Below are 14,455 nucleotides of genomic sequence, written 5' to 3' on the forward strand. Positions count from 1 at the left end.
AAAATGCGCGCTTCGCGACCCGACCGGGCGCCCGCACCCGACCGATGACCTCACCCGAACGTACCGCCCCGCCGCTGTTGCAAGCCCGCGGACTGCGCTTTGCGCGCAACGACGAACCCGTGTTCGGGCCGCTCGACTTCGCCGTCGACGCCGGCGAGGCCTTGCTCGTGCAGGGCGACAACGGCGCCGGCAAGACCACCTTGTTGCGGGTGCTGGCCGGCCTGTTGCGCGCCGACGGCGGCGAGATCGAGATCGACGGCGAGCCGTCCGACCCGGCCCGGCGCGCCCGCGCGATCGCCTACCTCGGCCATCTGCCCGGGCTCAAGGCCGACCTGAGCGCGATGGAAAACCTCGACTTCCTGTGCGGCCTGCAGGGGCGCCGGCGTAGCCAGTTGCCCGAGAACGCCCTGGCCATCGTCGGACTGGCCGGCTACGAGGACGCCCTCGCCCGCCAGCTTTCGGCCGGCCAGAAGAAACGCCTGTCGCTGGCCCGCCTGTGGATGGCGCCGGCGCCGCTGTGGCTGCTCGACGAGCCCTACGCCAATCTCGACCTGGAAGGCATCGAGCTGGTCAATCGCATGGTCCAGGCTCACCTGCGCGAGGGCGGCGCCGCCCTGGTGACCACCCACGGCGCCTACGCCGCGCCGCCGGTGCGCACGCGCATGCTGGTCATGGAGAAGGCGGCATGAGCGCGCGCCAACGCAACCCGAGTCTGGCCGCCGCCACGCCCGGCCTGATCGGCTCGGCCCGCGCGCTGATGGCGCGCGACCTGCGCCTGCTCTGGCGCCGTCGCGGCGACGCCCTGCAGCCGGCGCTGTTCGCGGTGCTGGTGGTGATGCTGTTCGCGCTGGCCCTGGGCGGCGAAAAGCAGGCCCTGGCGAACGTGTCCGGCGCGGTGCTGTGGCTGTCGGCGCTGCTGGCCGGCCTGCTCGCCCTGGACACCCTGTTCCGCGGCGACGCCGAGGACGGCTCGCTGGAGCAATGGATGCTGGCACCGGTGCCGCTGGGCTGGCTGGTCGCGGTGCGTACCTTCATGCACTGGGCCACCACCGCCCTGCCGCTGCTGGTCGCGACCCCGTTCCTCGGCGAGCTGCTGTACCTGCCGCGCGAGCAATTGCCGGTGCTGCTGGCCTCGCTGGCGCTGGGCACGCCGCTGCTGAGTCTGCTCGGCGCGGTGGTGGCCGCGCTGACGGTCGGGATGCGGCGCTCTGGTATCCTGGTGGCCTTGTTGGCGCTGCCGCTGTACGTTCCGGTGCTGGTGTTCGGGGCGGGCAGCGTGGCTCGCTCGGCCCAGGGACTGGACCCGGTTGGCGCGTTGCTGTTGCTGGCCGCCGGCCTGGTGGTCGCCCTGTTGCTGGCGCCGCTGGCAGCGGCCGCGGCGATCCGCATCGCATTGAACTGATCGCAACCAACAGACCTGCGCGGCCGCTCCCGGCCGCGTCCCACCGCTCCAGGCCGCTCGCGACCCAGACACCCAGACCTCGAACGAACCACTGAATGAATCCCCTCGTCCGCTGGTTCCACACACTCGGCTCGCCGCCCTACTTCGACCGCTTCGCCGCGCGCTGGGCGCCGTGGGGCTACGGCCTGGGCCTGCTGGTCATGGCCTGGGGCCTGTACTCGGCGCTGTTCCTGGTGCCGGCCGACTACCAACAGAAGGACAGCTTCCGCATCCTCTATATCCACGTGCCGAGCGCCTGGATGAGCATGGCGGTGTTCGCGCTGATGGCAGTCTATGCCGCGATCGCCCTGGTCTGGCGGATCAAGCTGTGCGAGATCCTGGCGATGGCCTGCGCGCCGATCGGCGCCGGCTTCACCCTCATCACCCTGGCGACCGGTTCGATCTGGGGCAAGCCGATGTGGGGCACCTGGTGGGACTGGGACCCGCGCCTGACCACCGAGCTGATCCTGCTGTTCCTGTATCTGGGCGTGATCGGCCTGTACAACGCCATCGACGACCGCCGCGCCGCCGCGCGCGCCGCCGGCCTGCTGGCGATCGTCGGCGTGGCCTTGCTGCCGGTGATCCGCTACTCGGTGGTGTGGTGGAATTCGCTGCACCAGGGCCAGACCATCAGCCTGCTCGGCAAGTCGAGCATGGACCCGAGCATGATGGCGCCGCTGATCTGGATGATCGTCGGCACCAAGCTGTGGTTCCTCGGGGCGCTGCTGACGCGCGCCCGCGCCGACAACCTGCGCCGCGAACAGGGCAAGGCCTGGGTCGCCGCCCTCGCCGGCGCCGGCAACGAGGGCAGCCGCTAATGGAGTACCAGGAATACATCATCGCCGCGTATGCGGTCTTCGCCATCGTGCTGGGCTGGGAGTTCCTCGCCGGCCGGCTGCAGATCCGCCGCGAGTTGCGCCTGGCGCGCGCGCGCGCGGCCCGCAGCGCAGCACGCAGCCAAACCAGTGAATTGAGCCGATGAATCCCACTCGCCGTCGCCGCCTGCTGTGGGTGGTCGGGCTGGTCGCCGCCGCGGGCGCCGCGACCGCCCTGGTCGCCACCGCGTTGCAGCGCAATGTCGCCTATCTGTACACGCCGAGCGAAATCCTGCGCGGCGAAGCCAGCGAACGCGCGCGCTTCCGCCTCGGCGGCATGGTTGCGGCCGGTTCGTTCAAGCGCACCCAGGGCACCCTGGATTCGCAGTTCCGCGTCACCGACGGCGACGCCGAGCTGGCCGTCGCCTACACCGGCATCCTGCCCGACCTGTTCCGCGAGAAGCAGGCGGTGGTCGCGACCGGCCGCATGCAGGGCGACACCTTCGTCGCCGAGGAAATCCTCGCCAAGCACGACGAGACCTACATGCCGAAGGAAGTCGCCGACAAGATGGGCGCCGCGCACAAGAAGCACGACGTCGCCGCTCCCGGCGGCGCGGAGCCGGCGCGTTGATCGCAGTGATCGCGGCGGCGGCGAGAGCGAATCCCGCCCGCCAGCCTTTTTCGAAGGGCGCAACGGCATGGGTGGGTCATGCATCGCCGGATGAATTGCGCGTCTTCGCCAAAGGCATAGCGGCACTGCCCGTTTCAACGCGTCCCGCTCGTCGTCTCCGTTTATCCGAGGCGGACCGAGGGGGGCTTGCCTTCGCTTCCAGTTCGCCCTACACCTTCTTCGCAGGCGAAGCCCATGCTGCCTGAACTCGGCCAGATCGCGCTGATCCTCGCCCTGCTGATCTCCATCGTGCAGGCCGGCCTGCCGATGCTCGGCGCGCATCGCGGCATCGCCCCGTGGATGGCGGTCGCGCGACCGGCGGCCTACGCGCAGCTGATCCTGGTCGGCTTCGCCTTCCTGATCCTGACCGAGGCCTTCGTCACTCAGGACTTCTCGCTGCGCTACGTCGCCGAGAACAGCAATTCGCTGCTGCCGATGGCGTACCGCTATTCGGCGGTGTGGGGCGCGCACGAAGGTTCCCTGCTGCTGTGGGCGTTGGTGCTGGCGCTGTGGACCGCTGCGGTCGCGCGCTTCTCCAGGGCGCTGCCGCCGCAGGTGATCGCGCGCGTGCTCGCGGTCATGGGCGTGATCAGCGTGGGATTTCTTTCCTTCCTGATCTTCACCAGCAATCCGTTCGCGCGCCTGCTGCCGGCGGTCGCCGAGGGCCGCGACCTCAACCCGCTGCTGCAGGACCCGGGCCTGATCATCCATCCGCCGATGCTGTACATCGGCTACGTCGGCTTCTCGGTGCCGTTCGCCTTCGCCATCGCCGCCTTGCTCGACGGCAGGGTCGATGCGCGCTGGCTGCGCTGGACCCGGCCGTGGACCAATATCGCCTGGGCCTTCCTCACCCTCGGCATCGCCCTGGGCTCGTGGTGGGCGTATTACGAACTCGGCTGGGGCGGCTGGTGGTTCTGGGACCCGGTCGAGAACGCCAGCTTCATGCCCTGGCTCGCCGGCGCCGCGCTGCTGCATTCGCAGGCGGTCACCGAAAAGCGCGGCAGCTTCCGCGGCTGGACCCTGTTGCTCGCCATCGCCGCGTTCTCGCTGTCGTTGCTCGGTACCTTCCTGGTCCGCTCCGGCGTGCTGACCAGCGTGCACGCCTTCGCCGCCGACCCATCGCGCGGCCTGTTCGTGCTGATCTTCCTCGGCATCGTCATCGGCGGCTCGCTGCTGCTGTACGCCTTGCGCGTGCCGTCCGGCGACGGCAACGGCGGCAAGCCGTTCGAACTCAGCTCGCGCGAGACCTTGCTGCTCGCCAACAATCTGCTGCTCGCCACCGCCTGCGCGATGGTCTTGCTCGGCACCTTGTATCCCTTGCTGGCCGATGCGCTCGAGCTCGGCAAGATTTCGGTGGGCCCGCCGTACTTCTCGCTGATGTTCGTGCTGCTGATGGCGCCGCTGGTATTGCTGCTGCCGTTCGGCCCCCTGTTCCGCTGGCAGCGCGAGCAGCCCTCGCGGCCCTTGGCGATGCTGCTGCCCTGGGCTGGCCTCGCCCTCGGCGCGGCCATCGCCGCGTACTTCCTCGCGCCGCAGGGACCGTGGAAGGTCGCGGCCGGCGTCGGCGGCGCGGTCTGGGTCGCGGCCGGCACCTTGCGCTTCGTATGGACGCGCGTGCGCGGCAACGGCACCCGCTACACCGCCGAGATGCTCGGCATGACCCTGGCCCACCTCGGCGTCGCCGTGTTCCTGGTCGGCGCCCTGCTGGTCGAAGGCCTCAGCGTCCAGCGCGAAGTCGCGCTGGCGCCGGGCAAGAGCCTGGACCTCGGCCGCTACCAATTCCGCTTCGACAGCGTCGACCATCGCGTCGGGCCCAACTACGAAGCCGACTACGGCACCGTCACCGTGTTCGACGGCGACGAGGTGCTCGCGGTCATGCATCCGGAAAAGCGCGCTTACGCCAGCGGCGGCCAGGTCATGACCGAGGCGGCGATCGAGCGCGGCATCACCCGCGATCTGTATGTCGCCCTCGGCGAATCGCTCGGCGACGGCGCCTGGGCGGTGCGCGTGCACATCAAGCCGTTCGTGCGCTGGGTCTGGCTGGGCGCGCTGCTGATGATGCTCGGCGGTTTCGTCGCCGCGGCCGACCGGCGGTTCCGGGTCAAGGCCGATAATCGCGAGGCCGACAGTCGCGACGCCGACGCGCGCCAGCCCGGCGAACCTTCGCCCGAGCCGCAGCCGGCGACCGCCGCGGTCGCAGGATCCATTGCAGGAGAACAGGCATGAATACCCCCGCCCCGCGCGGCAACAACAGCCGCTGGTTGCCGTTGGCGGTATTCGCTGCGTTGGCCGTGCTGCTCGCCGCCGGCGTCTGGCTGAGCCGCAAGCCCAACCGCGAGGCGCTGCCGTCGCCGTTGATCGGCAAGCCGGCGCCGACGTTCTCGCTGCCGGTGCTGCACGAGGCCGGCCGCCTGCTCTCGTCCGACGACCTGCGCGGCGAGCCTTACCTGCTGAACGTCTGGGGCAGTTGGTGCCCGGCCTGCCGCGACGAGCACCCGGTGCTGACCCGGTTCGCCGAGACCAAGCGCGTCCGGGTGATCGGTTTCAACTGGAAAGACGAACACGCCGACGCGCTGCGTTGGCTGGAGCAGTTCGGCAATCCGTATTGGGTCGTGGTCACCGACTACGAAGGCAAGTCGGCGATCGATTGGGGCATCTACGGCGCCCCGGAAACCTTCCTGGTCGACGGGCGCGGCATCGTGCGCTGGAAGTTCGTCGGCCCGCTGACCGACGCGACCATCCGCGACGAGTTGCTGCCCAAGCTGGCGGAAGTCGAGAAGGCGCGATGAGCGGCCGCGGCAAGATCGAATCCCCCCTCCCCTCCTTTTTCGAAGGGGGGACCTGTACGGGCTCGTTCGCTGCATCGGCCTCATCCGATAGCCTCCCTCCTTTGAAAAAAACGGGCCGGAGGGGAGTTGCCTTCCTCGCCCGATCGCTGCGCCGCATCACGAGCCGCGTCGGGTTCGCGCTGCTGCTGGCCCTCGCCGTCTCCGCGCCGGCGACCGCGCAGCCGGCCAACGACCCGGTGCCGCTGAGCTTCAACGACAGCGGCGAGGAACGGCGTTTCCACGCCCTCGTCGCCGAGCTGCGCTGCGTGATGTGCCAGAACCAGTCGCTGGCCGATTCCAACGCCCAGATCGCCCACGATCTGCGCCGCGAAGTGCTGGATCTCATGCGCCAGGGCAAGGACGACGCCGAAATCAAGCAGTTCCTGGTCGCGCGTTACGGCGAGTTCGTGCTGTACCGGCCGCAGGTCGAATCCAAGACCTGGTTGCTGTGGTTCGGCCCGGCCCTGCTGCTGGTGGCCGGCGGCTTCGTGGTGGCGCGCATCGTGCGCCAGCGCAGCGCGGCGTCGACGCCCGCGCCGAACGACGACGAGCAAGAGTGGTGACGGCCGTGGCGATGGGCTCGACCTCGATGACGATGTTCGCGATCGCCGGCGCGACGCTAGTGGTGTTCGCGCTCGGGTTCGCCCTGTATCCGCTGTGGCGCTCGCGGCCGTGGCTCGGCGCCGGCGTCGGCGTGGCGCTGGCGGCGGTGACCGCGGCGCTGTACCTCGCGATCGGTACGCCGGCCGCGCTCGATCCGCAGCAGGTCAAGGCGCCGCAGACCCTGGCCGAGGCGGTGACTCAACTCGAAGTCGAACTGGAACGCGACCCCAACCAGATCGAGGGCTGGCGCCTGCTCGCCAGCGCCTACACCGCCCAAGGCCTGCACGAAAAAGCCCGCGATGCCTATGCGCGCGCGGTCAAGCTCGCCCCCGACAACCCCGACCTGCTCGCCGAAGCCGCCGAGGCGCGCGCGCTGGCGACGCCCGACCGGCGTTTCGACGCCGAGGCGGTGGCGATGCTGCAACACGCTCTGAAGCAACAGCCGATGCATCAGCGCGCGCGCTGGTTCCTCGGCATCGCCCAACGCCAGGCCGAGCAGCCGGCCGAAGCGGCCAAGACCTGGGAACCGTTGCTCGCCGTGGTCGATCCGCGCACCGCCGCGAGCCTGCTCGAACAGATCAACGGCGCGCGCCTGGAAGCCGGGCTGGAACCGATGCAGGCACCGGCGCCGGCCCAGGCTGCCGCCGCGGGTCCCGGCCTCACCGTCAAGGTCAGCCTGGCGCCGGCGCTGGCGGCGAAACTGCCGGCCGATGCCAGCGTGTTCGTGCTCGCCCGCCAGACCAGCGGCGCGCCGATGCCGGTCGCGGTCGAGAAACTCGCGGCCAAGGACTTCCCGATCGAAGTCCGGCTGGACGACGGCGACAGTCCGATGCCGACCATGAAACTGTCCCAGCTCGCGCAGGTGCAGGTGCTCGCCCGCGTTTCGGCTTCCGGCAACGCGATCCCGCAGCCCGGCGACTTCGCCTCCGCGCCGACCACCGCGCGCGTGGCCGACAACGACACGGTCGAGATCTTGATCGACCGCGTGGTCGAATGAGCGCGGCCGGGTCGGTCGCCGACCGATCCGGACCGGTTCGTCCACGTGCGAAACGCGGCCTGCGGCGCGATCGGAACGAGCGCATGACCGCACAAGCGATGCGGCTGCGACGCATGCCGAAACTATGCTTTAGGCTGCACGGCGACCGGCGCGGGCGAACGGAACAGGCGAGTCTCGCCGACCTCCGCAGCCCGCTCGGTGCTTCCCCTCCGACCCCATGGACACCGGCCCCCGGCCGGCCAGACGAGCGCAAGGCATGACCGAATTCATACCGCCCGGCACCCGCCACATCGACCTGCCCTCGCCGTTTCCGATGAGGCGCGGCGGCGCGCTGCACGGCGCCCGCATCGCTTACGAAACCTGGGGCGAGCTCAACGCCGCGCGCGACAACGCCATCCTGATCGTCACCGGCCTGTCGCCCGACGCGCACGCCGCGGCCAATGCCGGCAATCCGGAACCGGGCTGGTGGGAGGCGATGCTCGGCCCGGGCAAGCCGATCGACAGCGACCGCTGGTTCGTGGTCTGCGTGAACTCGCTCGGCAGCTGCAAGGGCTCGACCGGTCCGGCGTCGGTTAACCCGGTCACCGGCGAGCTGTACCGCCTCGAATTCCCCGAACTGTCGATCGAAGACGGCGCCGATGCCGCCGCCCACGTGGTGCGCGCGCTCGGCATCGAGCGCCTGGCCTGCGTGATCGGCAATTCGATGGGCGGCATGACCGCACTGGCGTTGCTGATCCGTCACCCGGGCCTGGCGCGCAACCACATCAACATCTCCGGCGCGGCCCGCGCGCTGCCGTTCTCGATCGCGATCCGCTCGTTGCAACGCGAAGCGATCCGGCTGGACCCGCAGTGGAACCAGGGCCGTTACGACGACGCCCACTACCCCGAATCGGGCATGCGCATGGCGCGCAAGCTCGGTGTCATCACCTATCGCTCGGCGCTGGAATGGGACGGCCGCTTCGGCCGCGTGCGTCTGGACTCCGACCGCGCCGACGACGAGCCGTTCGGGCTCGAGTTCGAGGTCGAGAGCTACCTGGAAGGCCACGCGCGCCGCTTCGTGCGCCGCTTCGACCCCAACTGCTATCTGTACCTGAGCCGGTCGATGGACTGGTTCGACCTGGGCGATTACTGCGGCCAGACCCTCGCCGACAATGATGAACAGGTGCGCCTCGGCCTGGCCGCGATCCGGGTCGAGAAGGCCCTGGCGATCGGCGTCCAGACCGACATCCTGTTCCCTCTGCAGCAACAGCAGGAAATCGCCGACGGCTTGCGCGCCGGCGGCGCCGATGCGCGCTTCCTGCCGCTGGAATCGCCGCAGGGCCACGACGCCTTCCTGGTCGACATCGGCCGGTTCGGGCCGGCCGTGGCCGGATTCCTCGCCGAGCTGCGGGGACGCTAGGACGGACGTAGAATGGACCGCATGAACGCCACCGACACCCTGCCCGACCTCGACTTCCCCGGCCACGACAAGCTGGTCGCCGCCATCGACGACGCCGTCGCCTGCGGCGACGAGCACGCGGTCACCGCGGCCTTGCGCAACACCTTGTGCAAGATGATCCGCGACCGCGACGTGCACCTGCCCCAATGCGTGTTCGATCCGATCGACGATCACTACGCCCGGCGCGAGATCTACCGCAGCCCGCAGCTCGGCTACAGCGTCGTGGCGATGACCTGGGGGCCAGGCCAGGGCACGCCGATGCACGACCACAGCGGCCTGTGGTGCGTCGAAGGCGTGTGGGACGGCGAGCTCGAAATCACCCAGTTCGAACTGCTGGAACGCAACGGCGAGAACTTCCGCTTCCGCGCCGCCGGCGGCATGCACGCCGGCCCCGGCAGCGCCGGCAGCCTGATCCCGCCGCACGAATACCACACCATCCGCAACGCCAGTAACGACTCGGTCGCCGTGTCCCTGCACATCTACAAGGCGCCGATGGAAGCCTGCTCGATGTTCGAGCCGCGCGACGGCGAATGGTTCCGCCGCGTCGACAAGTCGCTGGAAACCGACGAAGCGGCCTGAGCCGCCCGGCGCTGCGCGCGGGCCCACGTTCGCATCGTGCGCAGGCCCGATGAGCGGCGCGCAGACGCGCCGTCGTCCCGTCATGGCGCCGCAAACAACCGGCTTACGGCCCATGCCGGCGCGGTCGACAACGCGTAGCATTCGCCGCGTTCTGCTTGCCTCTCTCAGCCGCCGCCCGGAGACCAGACGATGCTGACCGACCTGTTGCTCGCCGCTACCCACCACCTGCTGGTGTTCGCCCTGGTGTCGATGCTCGTCGTCGAATCGATCCTGCTGCGCGGTCCGATCGACGGCGGCGTGCTGCAGCGCCTGGCCCGGCTCGACGCCGGCTATGGCGGCTGCGCCGGCCTGTTGTTGCTGATCGGCCTCGGCCGCGTGTGGTACGGAGTCAAGGGCCACGATTTCTACCTGCACAACCCCTGGTTCCACGCCAAGCTCGGTGCCTACGTCCTGGTCGGCCTGCTGTCGATCCTGCCGACCGTGCGCTTCCTGCGCTGGCGCAAGGCCCTCTCGTTCAACCCGGGCTACCTGCCGGACGCCGGCGAAGTCGCGAAGATGCGCGGCCTGGTGCGTTTCGAACTGGTCCTGATCGCCGCGATCTTCGTGCTGGCCGCGGCGATGGCGCGCTACGGCGGTTTTTGAAGAACGCAACCGCGCCGAAGCCGGCGACCGGGCAAAAACAAAGGGCCTAGCCTTGCGGCTAAGCCCTTGTTTTTTATTGGTGCCGGAGGTGGGACTCGAACCCACACGCTTTTAAGGGCGGCGGATTTTGAGTCCGCTGCGTCTACCGATTCCGCCACTCCGGCAGCGGACGCGCAGTATACCCAGGCAATCGCTCCGCGTCTGCACGTCTCGAGGGTGTCGGGAGCGAGCCAGCCGGATGGGCTGGACCCGGGCGGCGCGAAGTCCGATGGCCACCCGGGCGGTGGTGGATCCGGCTTCGGCTTGACCTTTGTGACCAAAGCAGCAACAACAGCAAATCCCTCTGTCGCTTTTCCAAAGGGGGACGAGCACGGGCTGATCCGTGGCAACCGCTATCGCAGAACAACACGGCTTGGCCGTGGCGACAGCAAACGCAAGCGGCGCCGGCTTGTTCGCAGCGGCGACGATCTCTACCTAGCGTCTTCCTGGAAGAGAAGGCCGGGTGGGCCGTCTCCTCCACCGCACCGGCCTGCGACTAATTCGGCTCGCCGCCCTCGTCGTCGGCCGCCAGCGCCACCGCCATCGAGGCGCTCGCGGCTTCGCTGGTTTCGAGCGGTTCCGCCACCGGCTCAGGGCGTTCCGCCACGCGCATCCGCGCCGCCTGCCAGGCGGTCACGGTGCATCGGATGGCGGCGGCGGTTGCGAGCATGGGATCAGTTTTCTGAATGAGATCGACCACAGCCCAGGCATCGCCGGGTAGGGCCGCGACGGCCGGACGAAGGCCGCGACAGCAGGCCGCCACAAGGACATTGCGGCTCCAGTCCGCGCTCCCAGCGCCACAGACGCCAGAATGAATACATCATCATCGTGAAGCCGGCGCATACGCTGCCGAGCTGCAACGATCGTGCGATCGGTGCGAACGCCGCACCGGCGGGCGTATCGCCCAGTTCCAGCAGTACCGTACCGGCCGCGATGCCGCCGGCGGCGATCACCAGCGCCGGCGCGAACAATTGCAGCAACATCCTGGCACCACGATTCATCGAGAGCTCTCCCCTTCTGCGCCCGGTAGCAGAACGTGGAGCGATCTCAGCCGATGAGACGATGGCCAGAATATGGCCAGCTTCGCGGCGACGCCCCTGCCATTCGTCGTGGCGGCGCTGCGACGCTTGGCGCTTGCGCAACGCCGCCGGCCGTGAGCAATCCGGCGCTGCGGTCAGGGCTAGAATGGCGCGATGTGCCTGATCGCCCTCGCCTGGCAACACCACCCTCGTTATCGCCTGGCCTTGATCGCCAACCGCGACGAGGCCCATCAGCGCCCGACCGCGCCGGCCGGGCCCGACCCCGACAGTCCCGAGGTGTACGGCGGCCGCGACCTGCTGCAGGGCGGCAGTTGGCTGATGGCCTCGAGCGCCGGCCGCTTCGCCGCGGTCACCAACGTCCGCGCCGGGCTCAATCCGGAGGTCGCACCGCGCTCGCGCGGCGGCCTGGTGCGCGGGTTCGTGCGCGATCGCGTCGGCGCGGCCGACTATCTGGAAACCTTGCGTGCCGACGCGGCCGGGTTCGGCCGCTTCAACCTGTTGCTATGGGACGGCGCGGCCTTGATGTTCGCCAGCAATCATCCGCGGTTCCTCGCCGAGCCGGTCGCGCCCGGCGTGCATGCGATGTCGAACGGCGCCTTCGATGCGCCGTGGCCGAAGAGCACCCACGCCACCCGCGCCTTGTCGTCGTGGCTGGATTCGTCGGCGTCGACCGCGCCGCAGTCCGGCACCGATCAACTGGGCATGCTGTTGTCGGCGCTCGCCGACAGCACGCCCGCGCCCGACGCCGCCCTGCCCGATACCGGCGTGGGCCTGGAACTCGAACGCATGCTGTCGCCGCCGTTCGTGCTCGGCGAGCGCTACGGCACGCGTTGCAGTACGGTGGTGTTGATCGATGAAGATTCGATCGCCTTCGTCGAGCGGCGCTTCGGCCCGAACGGCGCGCCCGCCGGCGAATCGGCGACCCTGCTGCCGTTGTCGCGGCGCGATTGAGCCGCAATCGGATACGCCGACCAGGCTCGAACGAGCACGCTGCCTAGCGTGCGCGCATGAACCAGACATGAGAAGACCCGGGCCTTCGAGATGTTCCTCGGGTGTCCGGGTCTTCCGTATCGGAGCGATTGCATTGGACTTTCGCCCGTTGCTTGTTCTCCGATGGGCGTAGGTTAACGCCGCCGGCGTTACCGGCCGGTCAAATTTTCGTAAGCCCAGCCTGGCGCCGCCTGTTCAGGGCGTAGTGCTGTTACTAGGAACTAGGAACTAGGAACTAGAAACGAGTAACCAGTAACGAGTAGTGAGTAGGAACCGGCCCGGAGCTCCACTAGTTACTAGTTCCTCACTCCTAGTTCCTCGCTCCTAGTTCCTCACTCCTCGCTCCTCACTACTAATTCCTCGCTCCTAGCCCAAGGCCACCAACCCCGCCCAGTCTGGGCGTAGCGGTCGGCAGCGCGCTCGAACCGGTTGCGTACGCTGACGCCGCCGCACAGCAGGTACAGCGGCACGAACAACGGGCCCAGCACCATGTACTGATAGACGTGGGCGCGCTCGTGATCGGCGAGCAGGATCGGCGGCTCGTCGCCGTGGCCGGCGTCGTGGGCATAGGTGAAGCACGGCGAATCCAGACTGTCGCCGGTGTGCAGGATGACGTTGCCGAGAGTGATCGCCCCGCCCGGGCCCCACGGCCAGTGCTGGAACACCAGGGCCAGGTCGCTGCGGCGCAAGCGCAGGCGCGCGCCGAACGGCATGCCGACGACGCCGGCGAGCAGGCCCAGGACCGTGACCGGCGAGGTCCAGAGCATGCCGAGCGCGCCGCCGGCGATTCGCACGAAGCCAGCCAGTCAGCAACCCTCTTCCGACATCAGCAGCCACAGGATCAAATACGCCAGCGCGACCGGCAGCAGGAAGGTGGCCAGGGCGAGGACGACGAAAACGCCGCGCACCAGCACCGGATTCCACTGCAACCGCAGGGCGATGCCGCCGCAGACGCCGGCGATCATGCGGTCGTGGCGCGAGCGGCAGAAGGTTCGCGTGGTGCTGCTCATCCGGGCGTACTCCGGGGTTCCTGCGGGCCCGGAATCAGTCTAACGCGTCAGGGTGATGGCGTCGTCGCCGGCTTGCGCAGCTGAACGAGACGAGCCTTGAGCCAGGCGGCCGAGGGCACCGGCTGGGCACCGCCGCAGCGGACCCGGTAGGCCTGGCCGCTGAGGCTGCTTTCGCTGGCCGCACGTTCGATGAACAGCTCGGCGGTGTCGGCCAGCCCGCGCTTGCGCAGGTAGGCCAGTTTCTTGCGCAGATGCGCCTGGGCGGCCTGGGCGTCGTGCCAGCTGCCGTTGCGCTCGAACTGGCAGGAGGAACTGCCCAGCGCCCGGATCAGTTGCTCGATCTCGCGCTCGGCCTGGGCCGACGGCGCGGCCCGGGCGGTGCTCATACTGGCGAGCAGGCCGGCGAGCAGGACCGCCGTAGCCAGCGACCCGATGAAGGGACGGGCCCAAAGGCTGGCGAATGAGCTGCGGGAGCGGGCGATGTGCATGCCGGGAATTAAAGCTTACCCAGCCAAGTGCCGACCACATCGACCCAAATGTCGTAGCCGCTGCGGTTCATGTGCAGGGCGTCTTCCAGGAACAGCTCCGGCCGCGGGGCGCCGGAGGCCTGCAACATCGGTGTGTAAACGTCGAGATAGTCCACGCCCTTCGCCCGCTGCGCGTAGGCGCGCACCAGCGCGTTCGCCTCGCGCACCTGCGGCAGCAAGGACGCGCGCGAAGGGCTGGGCTTGATCGAGATGAAGCCGATCCGCGCCTGCGGCGCGTCCGCCCGCACGCGCTCGACGAAGGCGACGAAATCCTCGCGCACCTGCGCCGGCGTGCGGCCTTCGTGCAAATCGTTGTCGCCGGCATAGAAAACCACCGCGCGCGGTTGATACGGGGTGACGATGCGATCGGCGTAATGGAGCGAATCGTAGACGCGCGAACCGCCGAAACCGCGATTGATGATGGCCACGCCGGGGAAGTCCGTGTCCAGGCTTCGCCACAGGCGGATCGAGGAACTGCCGACGAAGACGATGCTGCCGGGCCGGCGGCGGACCACCGCGTCTTCGCGCTCGAAGGCCTGGATGTCGGGTTCCCAGCGGCTGGAATCGGCAGCGGCGGGAGCGGTTCGTACAGCGGCCGGAACCGCGGCGGCCGTCGCGGCCTCGGGTGCCGGCGCGGTGCTGGCGCAGGCGCAAAGCAGGGCCAACAGCAAGGGAAGCAGGATGCGGCGCATGGGCGTTCTCTGACTGGCGAGTGGCCGAGACTAAACGTCCCGGCGTTACGATGCATCCGGCAGTGCGGGTGCGTGGTGGCTCTTGCCCTCCCCCGGCCCTCTCCCGCAAGCGGGAGAGGAAGCGGTTCGCGTGCGTGGCGAGGC

The 14,455-nt window shown here is 69.2% G+C and carries 19 protein-coding genes and 1 tRNA gene; 13 read left to right on the forward strand and 7 right to left on the reverse strand.

Annotated elements, in window-relative coordinates:
* The first annotated feature begins 44 nt into the window (after positions 1–44).
* The 12 genes from ccmA (at position 45) to AC6CH2_RS03795 (ending at position 10,013) form a co-directional block, all read left to right on the forward strand.
* Positions 45–689, forward strand: a complete 645-nt coding sequence (gene ccmA / locus AC6CH2_RS03740) for a heme ABC exporter ATP-binding protein CcmA (protein WP_498267988.1) — start codon at positions 45–47, stop codon at positions 687–689.
* Complete coding sequence (gene ccmB / locus AC6CH2_RS03745; protein ID WP_435394300.1) at positions 686–1,402, forward strand: heme exporter protein CcmB; 717 nt, start codon at positions 686–688, stop codon at positions 1,400–1,402. The genes ccmA and ccmB overlap by 4 nt, the downstream gene beginning before the upstream one ends.
* Positions 1,403–1,497: 95 nt before the next feature.
* Positions 1,498–2,259 carry a heme ABC transporter permease CcmC gene (ccmC, locus tag AC6CH2_RS03750; RefSeq protein WP_498267989.1) on the forward strand — a complete coding sequence of 254 codons (762 nt, stop codon included), beginning with the start codon at positions 1,498–1,500 and terminating at the stop codon, positions 2,257–2,259.
* The gene (gene ccmD / locus AC6CH2_RS03755) at positions 2,259–2,423 is read left to right on the forward strand and encodes a heme exporter protein CcmD (RefSeq protein ID WP_498267990.1); all 165 of its coding nucleotides are present in this window, start codon (positions 2,259–2,261) and stop codon (positions 2,421–2,423) included. The genes ccmC and ccmD overlap by 1 nt, the downstream gene beginning before the upstream one ends.
* Positions 2,420–2,887, forward strand: a complete 468-nt coding sequence (ccmE, locus tag AC6CH2_RS03760) for a cytochrome c maturation protein CcmE (RefSeq protein ID WP_031370728.1) — start codon at positions 2,420–2,422, stop codon at positions 2,885–2,887. Before ccmD ends, ccmE begins: the two co-directional genes overlap by 4 nt.
* A 234-nt stretch (positions 2,888–3,121) precedes the next feature.
* Complete coding sequence (locus AC6CH2_RS03765; RefSeq protein ID WP_498267991.1) at positions 3,122–5,152, forward strand: heme lyase CcmF/NrfE family subunit; 2,031 nt, start codon at positions 3,122–3,124, stop codon at positions 5,150–5,152.
* Entirely contained in the window at positions 5,149–5,715 is a 567-nt protein-coding gene (locus AC6CH2_RS03770) for a DsbE family thiol:disulfide interchange protein (RefSeq protein ID WP_498267992.1), read from the forward strand. The genes AC6CH2_RS03765 and AC6CH2_RS03770 overlap by 4 nt, the downstream gene beginning before the upstream one ends.
* A 179-nt stretch (positions 5,716–5,894) precedes the next feature.
* The gene (locus tag AC6CH2_RS03775) at positions 5,895–6,317 is read left to right on the forward strand and encodes a cytochrome c-type biogenesis protein (RefSeq protein ID WP_498268205.1); all 423 of its coding nucleotides are present in this window, start codon (positions 5,895–5,897) and stop codon (positions 6,315–6,317) included.
* A 26-nt stretch (positions 6,318–6,343) separates the two neighbouring features.
* Complete coding sequence (locus AC6CH2_RS03780; protein WP_498268206.1) at positions 6,344–7,354, forward strand: tetratricopeptide repeat protein; 1,011 nt, start codon at positions 6,344–6,346, stop codon at positions 7,352–7,354.
* Between the two features lie 256 nt (positions 7,355–7,610).
* Positions 7,611–8,753: a homoserine O-acetyltransferase MetX gene (gene metX, locus AC6CH2_RS03785; protein ID WP_498267993.1), complete on the forward strand. Its 1,143-nt coding sequence runs from the start codon at positions 7,611–7,613 to the stop codon at positions 8,751–8,753.
* A 21-nt stretch (positions 8,754–8,774) separates the two neighbouring features.
* A complete protein-coding gene (locus tag AC6CH2_RS03790; protein ID WP_498267994.1) occupies positions 8,775–9,371 on the forward strand; it encodes a cysteine dioxygenase family protein in 597 nt (198 codons plus the stop codon).
* Positions 9,372–9,560: 189 nt separating this feature from the next.
* A complete protein-coding gene (locus tag AC6CH2_RS03795) occupies positions 9,561–10,013 on the forward strand; it encodes a DUF2214 family protein (protein ID WP_498267995.1) in 453 nt (150 codons plus the stop codon).
* 77 nt (positions 10,014–10,090) lie between these two features.
* Here the strand turns inward: AC6CH2_RS03795 and AC6CH2_RS03800 are convergent.
* From AC6CH2_RS03800 to AC6CH2_RS03810, 3 genes are all read right to left on the reverse strand, one after another.
* Positions 10,091–10,177 (reverse strand) — tRNA-Leu (locus AC6CH2_RS03800).
* Between the two features lie 371 nt (positions 10,178–10,548).
* On the reverse strand, positions 10,549–10,722 hold the full coding sequence (locus AC6CH2_RS03805) for a hypothetical protein (RefSeq protein WP_498267996.1): 174 nt from the start codon (positions 10,720–10,722) through the stop codon (positions 10,549–10,551).
* A gap of 4 nt (positions 10,723–10,726) precedes the next feature.
* A complete protein-coding gene (locus AC6CH2_RS03810) occupies positions 10,727–11,053 on the reverse strand; it encodes a hypothetical protein (protein ID WP_498267997.1) in 327 nt (108 codons plus the stop codon).
* Between the two features lie 192 nt (positions 11,054–11,245).
* Here AC6CH2_RS03810 and AC6CH2_RS03815 point away from each other — a divergent pair, with 192 nt between their 5' ends.
* A complete protein-coding gene (locus AC6CH2_RS03815) occupies positions 11,246–12,043 on the forward strand; it encodes an NRDE family protein (protein ID WP_498267998.1) in 798 nt (265 codons plus the stop codon).
* A gap of 371 nt (positions 12,044–12,414) precedes the next feature.
* On the opposite strand, the gene AC6CH2_RS03820 is transcribed toward AC6CH2_RS03815, so the two are convergent.
* From AC6CH2_RS03820 to AC6CH2_RS03835, 4 genes are all read right to left on the reverse strand, one after another.
* Positions 12,415–12,849, reverse strand: coding sequence for a hypothetical protein (locus AC6CH2_RS03820; RefSeq protein ID WP_498268207.1), 435 nt, complete (start codon positions 12,847–12,849; stop codon positions 12,415–12,417).
* A 39-nt stretch (positions 12,850–12,888) separates the two neighbouring features.
* Positions 12,889–13,092: a PspC domain-containing protein gene (locus AC6CH2_RS03825; protein WP_498267999.1), complete on the reverse strand. Its 204-nt coding sequence runs from the start codon at positions 13,090–13,092 to the stop codon at positions 12,889–12,891.
* Between the two features lie 47 nt (positions 13,093–13,139).
* Positions 13,140–13,478, reverse strand: a complete 339-nt coding sequence (locus tag AC6CH2_RS03830) for a YfeK family protein (protein ID WP_498268000.1) — start codon at positions 13,476–13,478, stop codon at positions 13,140–13,142.
* A gap of 110 nt (positions 13,479–13,588) precedes the next feature.
* The gene (locus tag AC6CH2_RS03835) at positions 13,589–14,311 is read right to left on the reverse strand and encodes an SGNH/GDSL hydrolase family protein (RefSeq protein ID WP_498268001.1); all 723 of its coding nucleotides are present in this window, start codon (positions 14,309–14,311) and stop codon (positions 13,589–13,591) included.
* Positions 14,312–14,455: the final 144 nt, after the last annotated feature.

It is taken from the genome of Lysobacter sp. GQ73 (genome assembly GCF_059758755.1).

What these genes read in the sequence shown, in the direction of transcription:
- ccmA (WP_498267988.1), top strand. Translation starts at nt 45, where the DNA reads ATGACCTCACCCGAACGTACCGCCCCGCCGCTGTTGCAAGCCCGCGGA.
- ccmB (WP_435394300.1), top strand. Translation starts at nt 686, where the DNA reads ATGAGCGCGCGCCAACGCAACCCGAGTCTGGCCGCCGCCACGCCCGGC.
- ccmC (WP_498267989.1), top strand. Translation starts at nt 1,498, where the DNA reads ATGAATCCCCTCGTCCGCTGGTTCCACACACTCGGCTCGCCGCCCTAC.
- ccmD (WP_498267990.1), top strand. Translation starts at nt 2,259, where the DNA reads ATGGAGTACCAGGAATACATCATCGCCGCGTATGCGGTCTTCGCCATC.
- ccmE (WP_031370728.1), top strand. Translation starts at nt 2,420, where the DNA reads ATGAATCCCACTCGCCGTCGCCGCCTGCTGTGGGTGGTCGGGCTGGTC.
- AC6CH2_RS03765 (WP_498267991.1), top strand. Translation starts at nt 3,122, where the DNA reads ATGCTGCCTGAACTCGGCCAGATCGCGCTGATCCTCGCCCTGCTGATC.
- AC6CH2_RS03770 (WP_498267992.1), top strand. Translation starts at nt 5,149, where the DNA reads ATGAATACCCCCGCCCCGCGCGGCAACAACAGCCGCTGGTTGCCGTTG.
- AC6CH2_RS03780 (WP_498268206.1), top strand. Translation starts at nt 6,344, where the DNA reads ATGACGATGTTCGCGATCGCCGGCGCGACGCTAGTGGTGTTCGCGCTC.
- metX (WP_498267993.1), top strand. Translation starts at nt 7,611, where the DNA reads ATGACCGAATTCATACCGCCCGGCACCCGCCACATCGACCTGCCCTCG.
- AC6CH2_RS03790 (WP_498267994.1), top strand. Translation starts at nt 8,775, where the DNA reads ATGAACGCCACCGACACCCTGCCCGACCTCGACTTCCCCGGCCACGAC.
- AC6CH2_RS03795 (WP_498267995.1), top strand. Translation starts at nt 9,561, where the DNA reads ATGCTGACCGACCTGTTGCTCGCCGCTACCCACCACCTGCTGGTGTTC.
- AC6CH2_RS03805 (WP_498267996.1), bottom strand. Translation starts at nt 10,722, where the DNA reads ATGCTCGCAACCGCCGCCGCCATCCGATGCACCGTGACCGCCTGGCAG.
- AC6CH2_RS03810 (WP_498267997.1), bottom strand. Translation starts at nt 11,053, where the DNA reads ATGAATCGTGGTGCCAGGATGTTGCTGCAATTGTTCGCGCCGGCGCTG.
- AC6CH2_RS03815 (WP_498267998.1), top strand. Translation starts at nt 11,246, where the DNA reads ATGTGCCTGATCGCCCTCGCCTGGCAACACCACCCTCGTTATCGCCTG.
- AC6CH2_RS03820 (WP_498268207.1), bottom strand. Translation starts at nt 12,849, where the DNA reads ATGCTCTGGACCTCGCCGGTCACGGTCCTGGGCCTGCTCGCCGGCGTC.
- AC6CH2_RS03825 (WP_498267999.1), bottom strand. Translation starts at nt 13,092, where the DNA reads ATGAGCAGCACCACGCGAACCTTCTGCCGCTCGCGCCACGACCGCATG.
- AC6CH2_RS03830 (WP_498268000.1), bottom strand. Translation starts at nt 13,478, where the DNA reads ATGAGCACCGCCCGGGCCGCGCCGTCGGCCCAGGCCGAGCGCGAGATC.
- AC6CH2_RS03835 (WP_498268001.1), bottom strand. Translation starts at nt 14,311, where the DNA reads ATGCGCCGCATCCTGCTTCCCTTGCTGTTGGCCCTGCTTTGCGCCTGC.